10 protein-coding genes are annotated in these 15814 nt (G+C 70.8%); 4 read left to right on the forward strand and 6 right to left on the reverse strand.

The features are described 5' to 3' along the window. Nucleotides 1–673 precede the first annotated feature (673 nt). From ACFVTC_RS29450 to ACFVTC_RS29460, 3 genes are all read left to right on the forward strand, one after another. The gene (locus ACFVTC_RS29450; RefSeq protein WP_390131520.1) at nt 674–1846 is read left to right on the forward strand and encodes a sensor histidine kinase; all 1173 of its coding nucleotides are present in this window, start codon (nt 674–676) and stop codon (nt 1844–1846) included. A 156-nt stretch (nt 1847–2002) separates the two neighbouring features. Then, nucleotides 2003–3157: an aromatic acid exporter family protein gene (locus ACFVTC_RS29455; protein ID WP_390131521.1), complete on the forward strand. Its 1155-nt coding sequence runs from the start codon at nt 2003–2005 to the stop codon at nt 3155–3157. 362 nt (nt 3158–3519) lie between these two features. Continuing rightward, a complete protein-coding gene (locus ACFVTC_RS29460; RefSeq protein WP_390131522.1) occupies nt 3520–5340 on the forward strand; it encodes an ABC transporter ATP-binding protein in 1821 nt (606 codons plus the stop codon). Between the two features lie 272 nt (nt 5341–5612). Here ACFVTC_RS29460 and ACFVTC_RS29465 read toward each other — a convergent pair whose 3' ends face one another. From ACFVTC_RS29465 to ACFVTC_RS29490, 6 genes are all read right to left on the reverse strand, one after another. Next, nucleotides 5613–6617, reverse strand: coding sequence for a MerR family transcriptional regulator (locus tag ACFVTC_RS29465; RefSeq protein WP_390131523.1), 1005 nt, complete (start codon nt 6615–6617; stop codon nt 5613–5615). 3 nt (nt 6618–6620) lie between these two features. Beyond that, on the reverse strand, nt 6621–7292 hold the full coding sequence (locus ACFVTC_RS29470; RefSeq protein WP_390131524.1) for a HEAT repeat domain-containing protein: 672 nt from the start codon (nt 7290–7292) through the stop codon (nt 6621–6623). A gap of 404 nt (nt 7293–7696) precedes the next feature. Beyond that, nucleotides 7697–8587 carry an LLM class F420-dependent oxidoreductase gene (locus tag ACFVTC_RS29475; protein ID WP_390131525.1) on the reverse strand — a complete coding sequence of 297 codons (891 nt, stop codon included), beginning with the start codon at nt 8585–8587 and terminating at the stop codon, nt 7697–7699. Between the two features lie 358 nt (nt 8588–8945). Beyond that, on the reverse strand, nt 8946–12653 hold the full coding sequence (locus tag ACFVTC_RS29480; protein WP_390131526.1) for a S8 family serine peptidase: 3708 nt from the start codon (nt 12651–12653) through the stop codon (nt 8946–8948). 347 nt (nt 12654–13000) lie between these two features. Continuing rightward, the gene (locus ACFVTC_RS29485) at nt 13001–13999 is read right to left on the reverse strand and encodes a LuxR family transcriptional regulator (protein ID WP_390131527.1); all 999 of its coding nucleotides are present in this window, start codon (nt 13997–13999) and stop codon (nt 13001–13003) included. Between the two features lie 119 nt (nt 14000–14118). Then, a complete protein-coding gene (locus ACFVTC_RS29490) occupies nt 14119–15093 on the reverse strand; it encodes an RNA polymerase sigma-70 factor (RefSeq protein WP_390131528.1) in 975 nt (324 codons plus the stop codon). A 175-nt stretch (nt 15094–15268) separates the two neighbouring features. Here ACFVTC_RS29490 and ACFVTC_RS29495 point away from each other — a divergent pair, with 175 nt between their 5' ends. Beyond that, nucleotides 15269–15754: a carboxymuconolactone decarboxylase family protein gene (locus tag ACFVTC_RS29495; RefSeq protein WP_390131529.1), complete on the forward strand. Its 486-nt coding sequence runs from the start codon at nt 15269–15271 to the stop codon at nt 15752–15754. The last annotated feature ends 60 nt before the right edge of the window (nt 15755–15814 follow it).

Raw genomic sequence — 15814 nt, forward strand, 5'->3', positions numbered from 1 at the left:
TGCCGCGCCCGCGGCGCCTGCGGCGCCTGCCGCGCCTGCCGCGCCTGCGGCGCCTGCCGGGCGAGCCGACGACCGCCCGCACCGCGGCCCCGACAGCCGGGCCGGGCCGCACTCTGGCCGCCCCCTCGGCCCGCTGCCGCGGACAGCGACCGCATGCTCGGGCACCGACCTCGACATCAAGGGCGCGGGCCGAACACGCCCTCGCTGACAGCCCGTTCCAGGGCGTCCCACTCGATCCGCGACCCAGGAACATCGTCCCAGCGGCGGAGTCACCCAGGGCGCGGCCCTGGCGTGCCTCGCCCGCGCACCGCCGTGCCCGTTCGCCGGCCGGGGGCCTGGACCGCGTCGTGCACGCCGCGTACGCCGAGGATCTCGGCCCGCTGGATCGCACCGCCCGCGCCCAGCAGCGCGCGGCAGCACCTGGGTGCCGACTTCAGAGCCCTGTCGCCCGGTCCGACGGCCGAGGCCCCGTGCCGCAGGACGGTCTCGCGGCCGCTCATCACTCGAAGAGGCCAACTCCCGCCGGGGTGGTGCGGGGCCGTCGGGGCTGGGATATCCAGCTGCCGACCGCTTTCGCCGGTGAGCAGCGGGCGAGCGGTATCCCTACGGTGGTGCCATGGCGGTGAGCATCGGTAGCAGGCCAGGTCATGGCCTCCGCGGCAGATCCTTCGACGTGGCAGTGGCGTTGGGGCTGTTCGTACTGTCCGTCGTGGCCGCCTCCATCATTCCGCGCGAGCACCGCTTCGACCTGAGATGGCCCGCTGTCCTGCTCGCGGCGGTGGGCTGCTTCGCACTGCCGTGGCGCCGCCGCTACCCCTTTGGCGTAGCGGCTTTGGCGGTCGGCTGCGGGGCGGCGTTCCAAGTGCTCGGGTTCCGTGAGAGTCCGCTGGTGACAAGCCCGGTCATCGTGTCGGTCTACTCGGTGGCCGCGTTGACCGACCGTCGTACCGCCTGGGGCGTCGCGGCGGCTTCGGCCGCCGTACTGGTCGGTGCCGAGGTGGTGTACGAGCCGGGTTCCTGGCTGCAGCCGGGCAACGTCGCGATGCTGGCATGGACGGCGCTGCCGGCGGCGGTGGGGGACGGGGTGCGCTCGCGCCGTGCCCATATCGCGGCCGTGGAGGAACGCGCGGAACACGCGGAGCGGACCCGTGAACAGGAGGCACGGCAGCGAGTGGCGGCCGAGCGCGTGCGGATCGCCCGTGAGCTGCACGACATCGTCGCCCACAACATTGCCTTGATCAACGCTCAGGCCGGCGTCGCGGCCCATGTGGGGAAGGATCGGCCCGACCAGATCCTCGCCGCCCTCACGGACATCCAGAAAGCGAGCCGGTCTGCGCTGGACGAACTGCGCGCGACCGTGAGCCTGCTACGCCAGTGCGACGATGCCGATGCACCCCGCGATCCCATTCCGGGCCTGGCGCAGCTGCCGGCTCTCCTGGCCTCGTTCGAACGCGTCGGGCTCTACGTCCTGTGCACCCGGAACGGATCTGCCCCTCCCCTGACGCCCGCGGTCGATCTGGCCGCCTACCGCATCGTCCAGGAGGCCCTGACCAATGTGCGCAAGCACGGCAGTGCGGACAAGGCCCGGCTGCACCTGGCCTTCGGAAGGCTCTGCCTGACGATCACTGTCGAGGACGACGGCTGCGCGATCCCCCCGCACGGGCCGCAGCAGGGAACCGGCCATGGACTGATCGGCATGCGGGAACGGACGGCCAGCGTGGGCGGGAACCTCACCGCGCGACCGCGGCCCGAGGGCGGATTCACCGTGATCGCTGAACTTCCGCTGCGTTCTGCCACGGCCGAGGGCGGTGCGACGGCGGACGCGCTGCCGGAGGGCCGGACGTGACGATCGGCGTTCCGCTCGCTGGTGTCCGGGCCGTCCGGATCGCCCCCTGATGCCGTGACCTCGGTGGGTCCCGGGCACTGCACACCGGGCCGGGACCTGTCGACCGTGGCGGACATCATGCTGTAAATAACGACAAAAGCTGTCACTCTCGAGGCCATGCAGGATTCCATTGTCTTGCCGGGGTACCCCCTGGCCAAGGCGGCGGGGTCGGCACGTCACCTCACCGACAGGTTGCGCGGTAAGCGAAGCAGCCAGGCGGTGTACGGCGTCAAGACCCTGGCCGCGACCATGCTCACCTGGGGTGCGGTTGCCCCGTGGTCCCCCGGGGGGCATCCCTACCTGGCCGTCACGAGTGCTCTGCTCGCGGTGAACGCCTCCACGGTGTACCGATCCGTGACGCAGGCGGCCCAGAACATGGTCGGCAGGGTCGCGGGGCTCGTCCTCGCCCTGGTGATCGCCCGGCTGCTGGGACCGACTGCGGGCGGCGTCGTGGCCATCGTGGTCGTCGCGGTCCTGGCGGGCCCGCGACGTTCCACGGACGACCGTGTACAGATCGCCTCCACGGCGCTCATCGCCCTGGCCGCCAGTGCGGCCGACCCTGTGGGCAGCCTGGTGTCCCCCGTGCTCCAGACCCTCGTCGGCGCGGCTGTCGGCGTCGCCGTGAACGCCCTCGTCCTGCCTCCGCTCTACCTGGACGAGTCCGACGCCGCCGTGCGCGGCTTGGCCCAGGACATGGGAAGCCTGCTGCGCGACATGGGTTCCGGTCTGGCCCAGCGACACCTCACCGTCAAGGCCCACACCTGGCTGCACGAAGCGCGCCACCTGGAAGAACGCTTCACAAGCGCGGAGGAGGAGGTGCAACGGGCGGACGAGAGTGTGCGCTGGAACACTCGGTGCGCCGCGCATGCCCGGTGCGAGGACCTGACGTACGGCGAGGCGTTCGATGCCCTGCGCGGGGTGTCGCTCCAGGTCCGGGGAATCGCGCGGACCCTGGCGGACAACGCCCACAACGATCACGCCGACCACCACTTGGGCCAGCAGTTCCTCGACCGGTACGCGCAGACCCTGCGGTTGGCCGGGGACGCCGTCCAGGGCTTCGCCGGGCCGCGCGCGGCCGCAGGCCCGTCGGACACGGCTCCCCGCGGGGAGCTCCGCGAAGCGATCGACGAAGCGCAGGACTGGCACGACGCCATGACCGACCTGATCGGCCGGGGCACCCTCGTCAAGCCGGGTGCCTGGTACGTCTACGGCTCGCTCATGACCGACGTGGAACGGCTGCTCGCCGACCTGGACCACGTCGGCGCGCACTGACCTCCACGCTCTCACCCTCGGTACTCGAGGCCCTCGCCGACGCCGGCGAGGGCCTCGAGCCGGTAGGGGGGTCCGTGCCGGTGAGTCGAGCCGGGTGGTGCGTGCTGTCGAATCGGCCGAGAAATGCTTGGACCGGGCGGCCGTCCGCGCGGGACACTGCATTCGGTGACGGAGCGTGTGAACGCGATCGCCCGCGGTCATCGGGCGCGGGCCGCCCGCCCGTCCGGCACGGGCGCGTGGCGCGTCCGAGGGCGACGTCCGCACGAGCGCCTCCGCACGACCGTCCGACGACGCGACAGAGCCCCGCCGCCGCGGCCGCAGCGGCAGGAGAAGGGGATGTCGTACGACACCACGGGGGTGGAATGGGATCGCCCGCACCACGCAAGTCCCCGCCGGGCAAGGGTCCGGTGGTTCTCGCACTGCGCTATTACACCCGGGAACTGACCCGGCGGCGCCGGCTGACGGCGCCCGCGTTGCTGCTTCCCGCCGTCGGCAACATCGGTATCAACTACGTCGCTCCACTCATCGTCGCCAAACTGGTCGGCCGGATCGCCGACCACCCCGCGACCACCGTCGGCTCCACGCTGCCGTACGTCCTCGGCTTCGCCGGCGTCCTCTTGCTCTCGGAGGCGTTCTGGCGCATCGGGCTGCACTGTCTCAACCGGCTCGACGCCCGCGGCATCGAGCACCTGTACGTGATCGGCCTGGACGAACTGTTCGCCAAGGACGCGGCCTTCTTCCACGAAAACTTCGCCGGCTCGCTGACCAAGCGGGCCCTCAGCTTCGCCTCTCGCTTCGAGGAGTTCGTCGACACACTGACCTTCTCGGTCGTGGGACGGTTCGTCCCGCTCGCCTTCGGCGCGGTGGTGCTGTGGCGCTACGCACCCCTTCTCGTCGTCGGGCTCCTCACGATGATCGCCTTGACCGCGGTGTGCGTCGTCCCCTTGATCCGTCGCCGTCAATCGCTCGTCCGCCGGCGCGAGGAGGCGATCGCCCGGGTCTCGGGCCATGTCTCCGACAGTCTGATGAACATGGACACGGTCCGGGCCTTCGCCGCCGAGGAGCGGGAGGCCGCCGAACACCGGTCCCGCGTCGCGGAGTCACGGCGCCTCACCCTGAGATCGTGGGACTACGGCAACCTGCGCATCGACACCCTGGTCGCGCCGATGTCCGTGCTGACCAACGTCCTGGGCCTGCTGCTGGCCGTGGCGCTCGGCGGTGGTGAACTCGGCGTGGAGGCGGTCGTCGTCGCCTTCACCTACTACACCAACGCCACGCGGATCATGTTCGAGTTCAACCAGATCTACCGGCGCCTGGAGAGTTCGATGACCGAGGCCGCGCAGTTCACCGAACTGCTGCTCACCTCGCCGACCGTGCTCGACCCGCCCTCGCCGGAACCGCTCCGCACCCATGCCGCTGACGTCCGCTTCGAACGGGTCTGCTTCGCCCACGCGGGCGCGCGGCCCCTCTTCGAGGGACTCGATCTTGCGGTGGCCGACGGATCGAAGATCGGACTCGTGGGCCGGTCCGGCGGCGGCAAGACCACGCTCACCCGTCTGCTGCTGCGGATGACGGACGTCGACGCCGGCCGCATCCTGATCGGCGGGCAGGACATCAGCAGACTCCGCCAGGCCGACCTGCGCAGTACCATCGCCTATGTGCCACAGGATCCGGCGATGTTCCACCGGACGCTGCGGGACAACATCGCCTTCGCCCGGCCGGACGCCACCGACACCGAGATCAGGCGCGCGGCCGAGGCGGCGCACGTCACCGAGTTCAGCGACGCGCTGCCGGACGGATTCGACACCATCGTCGGCGAGCGCGGAGTCAAGCTGTCCGGCGGACAGCGCCAGCGGGTCGCCCTCGCCCGCGCGATCCTGCGTGACGCGCCGATCCTGCTGCTCGACGAGGCGACCAGTGCCCTGGACTCGGAGAGCGAACACCTCGTCCAGGAAGCCCTGTGGCGGCTGATGGACGGCAGGACGGCGCTCGTGGTGGCGCACCGGCTGAGTACGGTCGCCAAGATGGACAGGCTCGTCGTCATCGACCGCGGGCGGGTCGTCGAACAGGGCACCCACCATGAACTGCTCGCAACGGACGGCGCCTACGCGAAGTTGTGGCAGCACCAGTCCGGCGGCTTCCTCGACGACAGCCCGCCCCCGAGTGCCAGGTGGTCCGGCTGACCCATGACAGAAAGCGCCCTGCCGGCCCGGTCGCACGGTCCACCGGGCGGCCGCCGACAGGGGCGATTTCGCGCGCGAAGCCGCCGGACGTGGCGGTGGCCGCGGCCCGCCCGCGGGAGCGGGCCGCGAAGGCGTACAACCCCTCGCGGTCCGGCTTCCGCGGGCAGCGAGGACTCCGCGGCGTCGGCGTGCTTATGGCTGTCGGCAAGGCTGGTCGCCGCACGGAGTGCGCACGGCCGTCATCTGTACCGCGGCACCGTAGGGGAGATCCCTCACCGTGCGTCGCGCAGGTGAAGCAGGTACGCCGCGGTCAGCGCGACGGCACGGTCCCCGTCCTGCGACAGCTCCACGAGGGCATGCGACGCCCTTGTCCCGGGGACGTCCGCCAGCGCCTGGGTCAGCCGCCCGCGCGCGGGCGCTTCGGTGGCGTCGTGGGCGAGGCGGTCGACGAGCCTGCTCGCGATCTCATCCGCCGTCGTGGTGTCGCTCGCCAGCATGCTCAGCGCATCGGCCGCATCGGTGTCGTTCCTTCCCTCCACGATCATGTCGATGAGCGTCGGGGCCGCTTCGGCCACACCCCGTGTGCCGAGCGCCAGAGCCGCGTACCTGCGGACCACGACGTCGGTGTTCGCGAGGGCATCCCGCAGTCGCTCGGCGGCTTCACCACCTGGCATCTCGGCGAGGGACCGAACGGCACGTTCCCGCACCGCGGCCACGGGCGATCCGAGGCCCTCCGCCAGCAGCGCCGTGCCGTCGTCGCCCGATCGTGCCAGCGCCCATCGAAGCGCCCCGGCGACGTTCGGCTCCGTCTCGCTCAGTGCTGCCTCGACCAGGGCCTCCACCGGCACCGAGACCTCGCCGACCGACGAGAGGGCCGCGCGCTGGCGCGCGTCGGCGCTCTTCGACTCCAGCGCCTGGAGGAGTGCGACGACCTGGAGGACGTCCTCCCAGCCGCCGGGGTCCGCGGCATGGATCCTGCGCAGCCGCGTGAGCAACTCGGTCTCGGCCGCGATGCGTTCGCGCGTCTGGCCGATGAGGTCGCCGACGAGCGACGAGGGCTCGAAACCGGGATCGTCGAGCGCCCGTCCGATCTCCCGCAACGACAGGCCCAGCGACCGCAGGCTCTCGATATGGAAGATCCGGCGGATGTCGTCCCCGGAGTACTCCCGATATCCGGAGCCGGTGCGACCCGAAGGACGCACCAGACCGAGCGACTCATAGTGCCGGAGCATGCGCGCACTGACCCCGGACCGTCGCGCCACCTCACCGATCAACACGTCCTAGCATCCCTCCTGACCGGACGTGCCGAGGGCCACGACGCGCTTCGCCTCCGCGATCGCGAACTCGAACCCGGCGTCCGGGTCGCGCAGCATCCGTTCCGTGGCGAGCGCGTGCGCGCGCACGCACGGGTCAGGGGCCGTCGTCGCGGCACCCAGAGCCGGCAGAACGGCCTCACCGAGCGCGACCAGCGCCCGGCTGAGACTCATTCGCGTCTCCCGCCCACCGCGCCCGAGCTGGGTCGCCAACACCGTCGCCAACGCGGACTCCTCGCCTTCCGGGACGAGCACGACCGCCGTCCGCCAGGCGCTCCGCGCCACCTCGTCGTCGGCGTCGGCGAGGAGCGTCCGGGTGATCGCCGGCCACGCCTGCCGGTTCCCGATCTTGGACAGCGTGTGGAGTGCCTGGCTCCGTGCCTGCGTACGCTCCGAGCGGACCTCACGGAGCAGCCCGGGAAGCGTCATGGACACCGGGTGGCGGGTGAGTGCCCAGGTCAGCATGTCGCGGACGAAGAATTCGGGCTCGAGTGCGCATCGTTCGAGGAGTTTGTCGACGAAGCGCGGGTCAGGCGTCGTGCCGACCGCCAGGGCGGCCCGCAGTCGCACCGACGAGCGGCCGTCCTCCAGCCCCCGCAGCGCTCGTGTCACATCCGTGTCCTGTCCCGTGACCGTCATCGAGACCACCTCCTCGGCAAGCAGTGAAGGCCTTGCCACTGTGTCAAGGTCAAACAAGGAGACCGGCGGGGACGGAGGGGGTCGCTAGTACGGGCCGCCGCGGACGGTACCGGTGCACATCGGCGGACGGATCGTTCGCCCCGGCGGACGCGAGCCGAGGACTGAGGACCCTGCCGGGCACCGGTGTTCCCGGTCCGCCCGCCGGGAGGACCCGCACCAGCCCGACCACCGCTACGGAGCCGGCGTCACCACGCCACTTGTCCCGGTGGCCAGGGGCACCCGAAAGGGAACACGCCGGACACGGGCCAAGACCCCCGGCAGAGCCCCTTTTCCCTCACACACGGGCGCGAGTTCCCGCACACGGGCGCGAGCGGGACCCGCGTCCCGCTCGCGCGAACCGCTCTCTACAGCTCGTCGGCGAACGCCGCGGCGAGCTCGCGCCATTCGGCCCGCGGCAGAGCGGCTCCGCTCCCGTCGGCGGTCAGTACCTGGAGAGCGATGTGGTCGGCGCCGGCGTCGAAGTACTCCCGGGTCCGGACGCGCACCCGCTCGGTGTCGCCCAGGGCGAAGAGGGCGTCCAGGAGACGTGCGCTTCCGCCGTCCTCGAAGTCGTTCTCCGTGAAGCCCAGGCGCAGCAGATTGTTGGTGTAGTTGGGCAGTTGGAGGTACCGGCTCAGCATGTTCCGCGCGGTGGTACGGGCCCGGTCGAGGTCGGTGTCGAGTACGACGGACAGCTCGGGGGCGAGCAGCGCGTCCGGACCGAGTGCCTCGCGTGCCTCCGCCGTGTGCTCGGTGGTGACGAGGTAGGGGTGCGCGCCCAGCGCCCGGTCGGTCGCGAGCCTCAGCATCTTCGGGCCGAGCGCCGCCAGGACCCGACGACCACGATCCACGGGCGGAGCGGTGGCGTCGAGGGCGTCGAGGTAGGCCACCATCGCGCTGTACGGCTTCGCGTACCGCGGCGCCAACTGACCGTGGCTGACACCCAGGCCGAGGACGAATCGTCCACGCGCGCTCGCGTCGAGCGCCGCGATCCGCGCCGTCACCTCCTCGGCCGTGTGTTCCCAGATGCTCAGGATGCCGGTGGCCACGGTGACCGTACGGGTGGCGTCGACGACCGCCGCGGCGTCCTCGGGTGAGGGGCTGCCCCCGAGCCAGAGAGTGCCGTATCCCAGATCTTCGAGCTCGGCGACCGCTTCCTCGATCGCCTCCCTGCCCGCGTCGTCGACCCGCGACCGGTGCAGCGCACCGCTCCAGATACCGATCCGCCCGAATTCCTCGCGTGTCTCAGAAGCCATGCGGTGATCAACCGCGATTCCGTCCCTGATGTTCCCGGCCGGCCGGCGGTTCGTCCGTATGGGCGCACCGTACCCGGACGGCGTTTCGGATCCGCCGGCCCATATTCCGTTCGCCCGTTCGCCGGATGGCCGGGGAGCTTGTCCCAGGCGTTCATGTCGCCGGGCAGGTCGCCGATGGCGTTCTTGCCGGTGCCGAGCCAGGAACCGGCCAAGGGTGGCCCGTGAGGTGGATCGTGGCGTAGGCGTCAACCCGGTCGATCATCGCACCGGTAGCACTCCGTCGACACCGCACACCAAGGAGCCCCTGTTCGCGAGGGTGCGAACAGGGGCTCACAGGTCAAACCGATGCCCAACTGGCCTACTTGAGACCGAAGGCGCGGATCACGGTCTGGCTGACACTGTTGCCGTGGGCGTCCCGCGCGGTCGTACGCAGGCTCGCGAACCTCGCCTTGGAGGGTGCGTCGAGCGACGCCTTCCAGTCCGTCCCCGAGTGGCGCGGGGTGGTCCGGTGCCAGGTGGCGCCGTCGTCGTAGGAAACCTCAAGGCCCACGGTGCGGACGGAGGCGGCGCCCGTCGCGCCCTTCAGGTGCGAGGGAGTGACGGTCAACGCGCCGTGCCTGCTCGCCCGGCCGGAGAGGTCGGTGGCCACCGCGTAGTCCAGCTGGATGAGCGGCAGGGGGCTGAGGACCCTGTAGTCCGTGGTGCCGGAGGTGAATCCCCATTCGGTACGGGTCCGGGTCGAGTACGGCCGGCCCGGCAGATCACGCTTCCCCTCCACCACGATCCGGTACGGCAGCGGATCCGTCGGTAGACCTTCGACGGTGACGATCCGTTCGTTGACTTCTTCGCCGAGCAGCTGGTCACCCTGGTAGAGGGAGATCGTCGAGGTGTCGCCGTCGGCATAGGCGACACCCGCGTGGCTGCCGGAGTCCCCCCACGCGGTGATCGATGACGTACTGATGACGTCGCCGATCCTGAAGGGGGCGCGGTGGGCGCTGTCGTCGAGGAGCCGTGGATGCTGGACGGGAGAGAACCAGACCTCGCGGGAAGTGCCGCGCCCCTTGTACGAGCGTGGAGAGCCCTGCTGGCTGAGGTCGCTGACCGCGGCCTGGGTCACCCATGAGACGCCGGGATCGGCTGTCACCCACGAGGTGAGGGTGCCCTGGGCCGGGACGGGGGTGGCGTTGCTGTTCAGCGGCCGACCGGAGTCGACGGTCAGGTCGTACCGTATCTGTACGGCCTTGCCCTGCTTGGTGTCGCGGAACGACTCGTCGATCCTGGCGAGATCGCCCGGACCGGGCCGGTACGTCAGACTCCGGGGAATCGCGCCGTCGTAGTGCCGCACCAGGTCGTACAGATAGTGCGGCTGGGGGTGCGAGACCACCTTCAGCAATGCTGTTCCGGGCCAGTGGAGGCCGCTGCGCAGACGGACGCTGTCGTCGGTGCCGAGCGAGGCCACCGGCAGCGGTGCGGCGTCGGGCAGGTCGGCCCAGGGATCCAGTTTTCCGTAGCCGTCGTTGAGGATCAGGAGCAGCTTGGCGCCGGCCTTCGCCGCGGCCGCGGCCTGGTCAGGGGCGGACACGGAGTCGCTGCGGCGGACGACCGCCACCTGGCCACGGATCTTGAGCCTGCCGAAGTCCGTGGCCGAACCGTTCCCGGCCCAGACGGCCCGGTACCGGTTGCTGCCCTCGGGCAACATGGGGGACAGGCTCTGCACGACGGCGCTCTCGTACGTCTGGGAGCCCAGTGAGAAGGTCAGTGGCCGCTCGATCTGCCGCCAGCGCGTCGCGAAGGTGTACGAGCCCCGCGTCACCTTGGGTGTCGCGGCCGCCCAGAGGCTGTCATAGCGCCAGTACTCGGGCATGTAGCTGTCCAGGAACGGGAGCATGTCGCCGTTCGACCGGTACTGGTCCACCCGCATGAAGCTGTTGGCGGTCGGCTGCGGCGTGAGGGCCGCGGCCCGGTGGAGGTCCGCTGCGTCGAAGTGGAGCGCCCGGTCGTTGCCGAGGTCGATCTCCGGTGCGGAGAACAGGCCCAGGCCCAGTGTGTGCGTGCCGTCGATGCCGGGGACGTCGGCGTACATCCAGGCCGCGTAGGTGCTCGGCACCAGGCTGAGGTCGAGGGTGCCGGAGGAGTCGACGGTGTACACCTTGGGGACGGTGTTCCGGTCGATGTCCTTGAGCACGAGGGAGCCGGGCAGCCCCCCGCCCTTGCGGTCCTTCGCGGTGACCGACAGCTTGACGCGCCGGCCCTCCTTGTTCACGCCGACCGGGGTACGGGCGAGAACCGTGCCGTCGGGGCCGGTGGCGGTGAGCTGACTGGTGTAGGCGGAATTGTCCGCGGCCCGGTCGAGGTGGGTGATCACACCGACGGTCGCGGTGCCGTGCGCGGGGACGGTCGGACGGGGGTCGGTGAGGGTGAACAACCCGTCGGGGATGTTCACCGCGACGAGCCCCAGATCGAGGGTGACCGGCTCGGCCGCGAAGTTGCTGTAGGTGACGTCCCTGCGAACCGTCTGCCCGAGTGGGTACGGGTAGTGGACCTGGGCGAACGCGGAACCGGAGGCGACCACGGTGGCCTTCACGGCCGCGGCGATGTCGAGCCGCCCGCTGCCGCCCTGGTACGGGCTCGACTGCCGTGTGCTGGCGGTGGTGCCGACCAGCGCGTCCTTGAGCTGCCGTCCGTTCCAGTCCGGGTGCTTCTCCGCCAACAGGGCCGCGGCGCCCGCGACATGGGGCGTCGCCATCGAGGTGCCGCTCATGGTCTGGTACGCGCCCTCACCCTCGGGAGCGTACTGCGACCGGGCAGCGAGAATGTCGACGCCGGGGGCGGTCAGGTCGGGCTTGATCGCGTTGTCGCCGACGCGCGGCCCGCGGCTGGAGAACCCCGCCAGCTGGTCCACGCCCTTGCCCGGACCGTTCACCGCGCCGACCGTCAGCGCGGCGTCCGCCGCACCCGGCGCGCCGATGCTGTACGCCTCCGGGCCGGAGTTGCCCGCGGCGATGACGAACAGCGCCCCGGTCTCCTCGCTGAGCCGGTTGACGGCCTGGCTCAGTGGGTCGGTGCCGTCGGTGGGGTCACCGCCCAGGCTCATGCTGACGATCTTCGCGTGCTGGTCGCGGACGGCCCACTCCATGCCGGCCAGGATCCAGGAGTCCTGGCCGTTGCCATCGTTGTTCAGGACCTTGCCGATGTGCAGCGAGGCGCCCGGAGCCACCCCCTTCTCCTTGCCGTCGGACGCGGCGCCCGTGCCGGCGACGGTCGAGGCGACATGCGTGCCGTGGCCGTGCCGGTCGGTGACGTCCTGCCCCGGCACGAAGCTCTCCGACGCGGCGATCCGCCCCGCGAAGTCCGGGTGCGCCGCGTCGATTCCCGTGTCCAGCACGGCGACGTCCACGCCTTGGCCGGTGTCCCCGCCCGCCCAGACCTCGGGTGCGCCGATCTGCGCGGTGGTGTCGGACAGCGTCGCCTTGGCCTTGCCGTCCAGCCACACCTTGGCGATCCCGCCCGTCAGCCGTCCGGACGGGTGCGCGTTCGCGGTCGAGCGCGCTCCCGCCCCGGTCCCCGCGCCGCCGGTGAGGGAGGTCCAGAAGTCCGTCGTCCGCGCGTGTTCGGCGGATATCGCGGCGCCCTGGATGCTGCTGAGTGTCAGGGTCCTGCGCGCACCGTCCGGGGTCTTCGCGCTGCGGGAACGGGCGGCGGCATCGGTGTAGGTGACGATCAGCGGCAGTCGGTCGCTGTGGCTGTCGTCGTAGCCGTCCTCGAGCAGTTCGTTGACGTTGAACAGCCGCTCGTCGAGTGCTCCTGACGCGATGTAGGGCAGTGCCGCGTCGGGGTACACGTAGGTGTCGGGGCCGACCGTCATGACATGGGCGCCGCCTGGCCTGCCCTGCGGGTCCGTGACGGTGGCGCTGGTGCGGCCGTTGCTGACGGTCACCGCGACCTTGTCACCGGTGATCAGCGTGACGGTACCCGTGGCCTGCGGACGTCCGGCGGCGGATGTGGTGGAGGAGAGGGGGGTCCCGGCCGACACGGCCGGACCGGTGGTCGTCAGTGCCACGAGCACGGCGACCGCGACTGTCAGCCCGCGTCTGGGCGACGGAGGTATGCGCAAGGGAACCTCAAGAGCTAGGCGTGCGAAAGATGTCCGTAGTCAGCCAGTCTTTTGCTTCGCTGTAAAGAACTCGCCATGTCCCTTGAGTGCCATTGTCCTCAAGTGGACAAGTGGCGGTGCGATCGCAGGAATTCCCTGGGTGGACACCGTCGCGCCACCCGCCCCCACGTGGGCGGGAGCACCTCGCTTCGCACCTCTCTTCGTCCGAATTGATGTGACGTCAATTCCCTTTAATTCCGCGTCGGTTGAGTTATCACGCGGGTGTCGCACCTGAGTGCGGTGCGAAGTCGGCCGCGTGCTCAGACCCAGTCGCGACGCGCCGCCGCGACGCCGGCGCCGAACCGACTGGTCGTCCCCAGTTCCGCGTAGAGGTCCTGGATGCGCCTACGCAGCGTCCGGGACGAAATCCCGAACTGGCGGGCGATCGCCTCGTCCTTGACACCGGCCGCGAACAGGGCCAGGAGATTGCGTTCCTCGTCCGTGGGCTTGCGGCCCTCCTCCGGGAGACCGGCCGGCGGCGGCACCTGAGCATCGGGACCGGGGTCGCGTGCCAGCGGGGACGCGACCGCCCAGTAGCGTTCGAAGAGTTCCGCGAGAGCCTCCAGCAGTGGAGGCGCCTCGGTGTAGAGGCACTCGGTGTTCCCGGCGGAGAGGCTCAGGGACACCATCGCGGCCGAGCGGTCGGCCATGGAGAGCTTGATCGGCAGCGTCGGCGTGATCCTGGCTTCCTCTCCTCTCGACACCAGACTGCCCAGTTCCGGCCATCCGCCGTCGGCGACGAAGCTGGAGGCCGCGTAGACGGCGCGGACCCGGACACCACGGCCCACCACCGCCTCGTCGAGCGGCGCGTTCGGGGCCAGTAGGAACGGGGGACGGTCGAGGGAACAGATCTCGGCGCGCGCGGCCTGCTTCAACCGGTAGTAGCGGTCGCCGACCGCTTCCGGCCCGCTGATCACGAGGGTTCCGTGGCCACCGTTCCTGGCCCGTTTGGCGGTGTCGAAGATCGCCCCGAGGGAGCCCGCCGCATCGCGCACGGAGGCGAGTTGGCGTTCGCGTGACTCCACCAGCGCCCGCAGCGCGTGCCGCGGATCCACGGTGAGGAACTCTCCCGAGGTACGCCGGGTGACCAGGCCGAAGCGGTGCAGCCGTTCGACCAGCGCCAGCCCTTCCTGGTACGTCACGCCGAGTGCCGCCATCACGTCGTCGACGGTCCCGCCACCGCGCGCCAGCAGATGGCGATAGGCCTTCTCCGCCTCGGCGTCCACCCCGACCAGATCCAACGGCGCAGCATCCTCCATCGAAACCCTCCAAGTCACCGACCCCCGCCTGCGAAAGCCGATCAAGAACGTAGCAAGCCTGTGTGTCGGCCAGTGACCGATTCCCGCCCCTCGGGCGCTCGTGCGTCGGACGCCGCCTCTCAGCGGCGCAGGACCGTCTCCCGCCGCATGTGCGACAGCTTCTCGGGATTGCGGACGGCGTAGAGCCCGGTGATGAGGCCGTCGTCGATGCGTACCGCCAAGACCGTGTCGATCGCGCCGTCGAGCCGGAGGATCAGCGCCGGGCAGGCGTTGACCTGCGCGGGTCGCAGTGAGGCCGCGGTGGTCCTGCCGCCTGCGGCGGTCAGCAGGCGGGCCACCTTCTCGGCCCCGACGACGGGTCGCAGGACGGCCTGCTTGATTCCGCCGCCGTCACCGAGGAAGACCACGTCCGGCGCGAGGATGTCGAGCAGCTTCCGCACATCGCCCGTCTCCGTCGCGCGTCGGAAGGCGTCGAGCGCGTCCCTGGTCTCGGCCGGGGAGACGATCTCCCTCGGCCTGCGCTCCGCGACGTGGGCCCGCGCCCGGTGCGCGACCTGACGCACCGCGGCCGGGCTCTTGTCGACGGCCTCGGCGATCTCGTCGTAGCCGAGGTCGAAGACCTCGCGCAGCACGAACACCGCCCGCTCGGTCGGCGTGAGCGTCTCCATCACCAGCAGCATCGCCATCGACACGCTGTCGGCCAGTTCGACGTCCTCGGCCACGTCGGGCGCGGTGAGCAGCGGCTCGGGCAGCCATGGGCCGACGTAGGACTCCTTGCGGCGGCCCAGCGTACGCAGTCGGCTCAGCGCCTGCCGGGTGGTGATCCGGACCAGGTACGCACGGTGTTCCCGCACCGTGCCGAGATCGACGCCCGCCCACCGCAGCCAGGTTTCCTGCAGGACGTCCTCCGCGTCGGCGGCCGAGCCGAGCATCTCGTAGGCGACGGTGAACAGCAGGTTGCGGTGGGCGACGAACGCCTCGGTGGCGACGTCCGCCCGGCCGCCACCGGCCGCCTGCCGGGCCGTGCCCTCCGTGTCCTCCGTCCCCTCCGTGCCCTCTGCGCCCTCTGTGGGCTCGCTCCGCTCGCTCCGCACCGGCTGCTCCCGTCTGCTGGCCCTGGTATGGGTACCGCGCACACAAGACTCCGGCCCCCGCGAGTTTGTGACATCCCGGAGTGGTGGCGCACGTCACACGACCGCCCCGTCACAGGGACCGGGTCGCAGGCATCTCGTGTTCGTTCAGTGCATCGCCACGAGTGAGGACGACATCATGGACTCCCGATTGAACATGTTCGACAACGAGATCGCCGCCAAGTTCGGCAAGCGGTTCGCCAATGCTGCCCTGGTGATCCACCAGTCGCCCCTTCCGAAGTCCACGCAGGAACTGGTCTCGTTGCGCGCCAGCCAGATCAACGGCTGCGGCTGGTGCGTCGACGTGCACACCAAGGAGGCCGCGGCGGCCGGTGAAAGCGCGGTACGGCTCCATCTGGTCGCCGTCTGGCGCGAGTCCACCGTGTTCACCGAGGCCGAACAGGCCGCGCTGGCGCTCACCGAGGAGGGCACCCGGCTCGGCGACGCCCACCACGGTGTGTCCGACGAGACCTGGGCCAGGGCGCGAGAGCACTACGACGACGACCAACTCGCCGCGCTGGTCTCCTTGGTCGCCCTGATCAACGCGGCCAACCGGCTCGCCGTGATCGTGCATCAGCGGGGAGGTTCCTACGAACCCGGCATGTTCGCGGCCGCGTTCAACTGACCCGGAACGGGGGGACGAACCCGGCCCGGCCCAGGACCACATGGTCCCGGGCCGAGCCGG

The sequence above is a fragment of the Streptomyces sp. NPDC057950 genome (assembly GCF_042887295.1).
Lineage (GTDB): Bacteria > Actinomycetota > Actinomycetes > Streptomycetales > Streptomycetaceae > Streptomyces > Streptomyces kaempferi.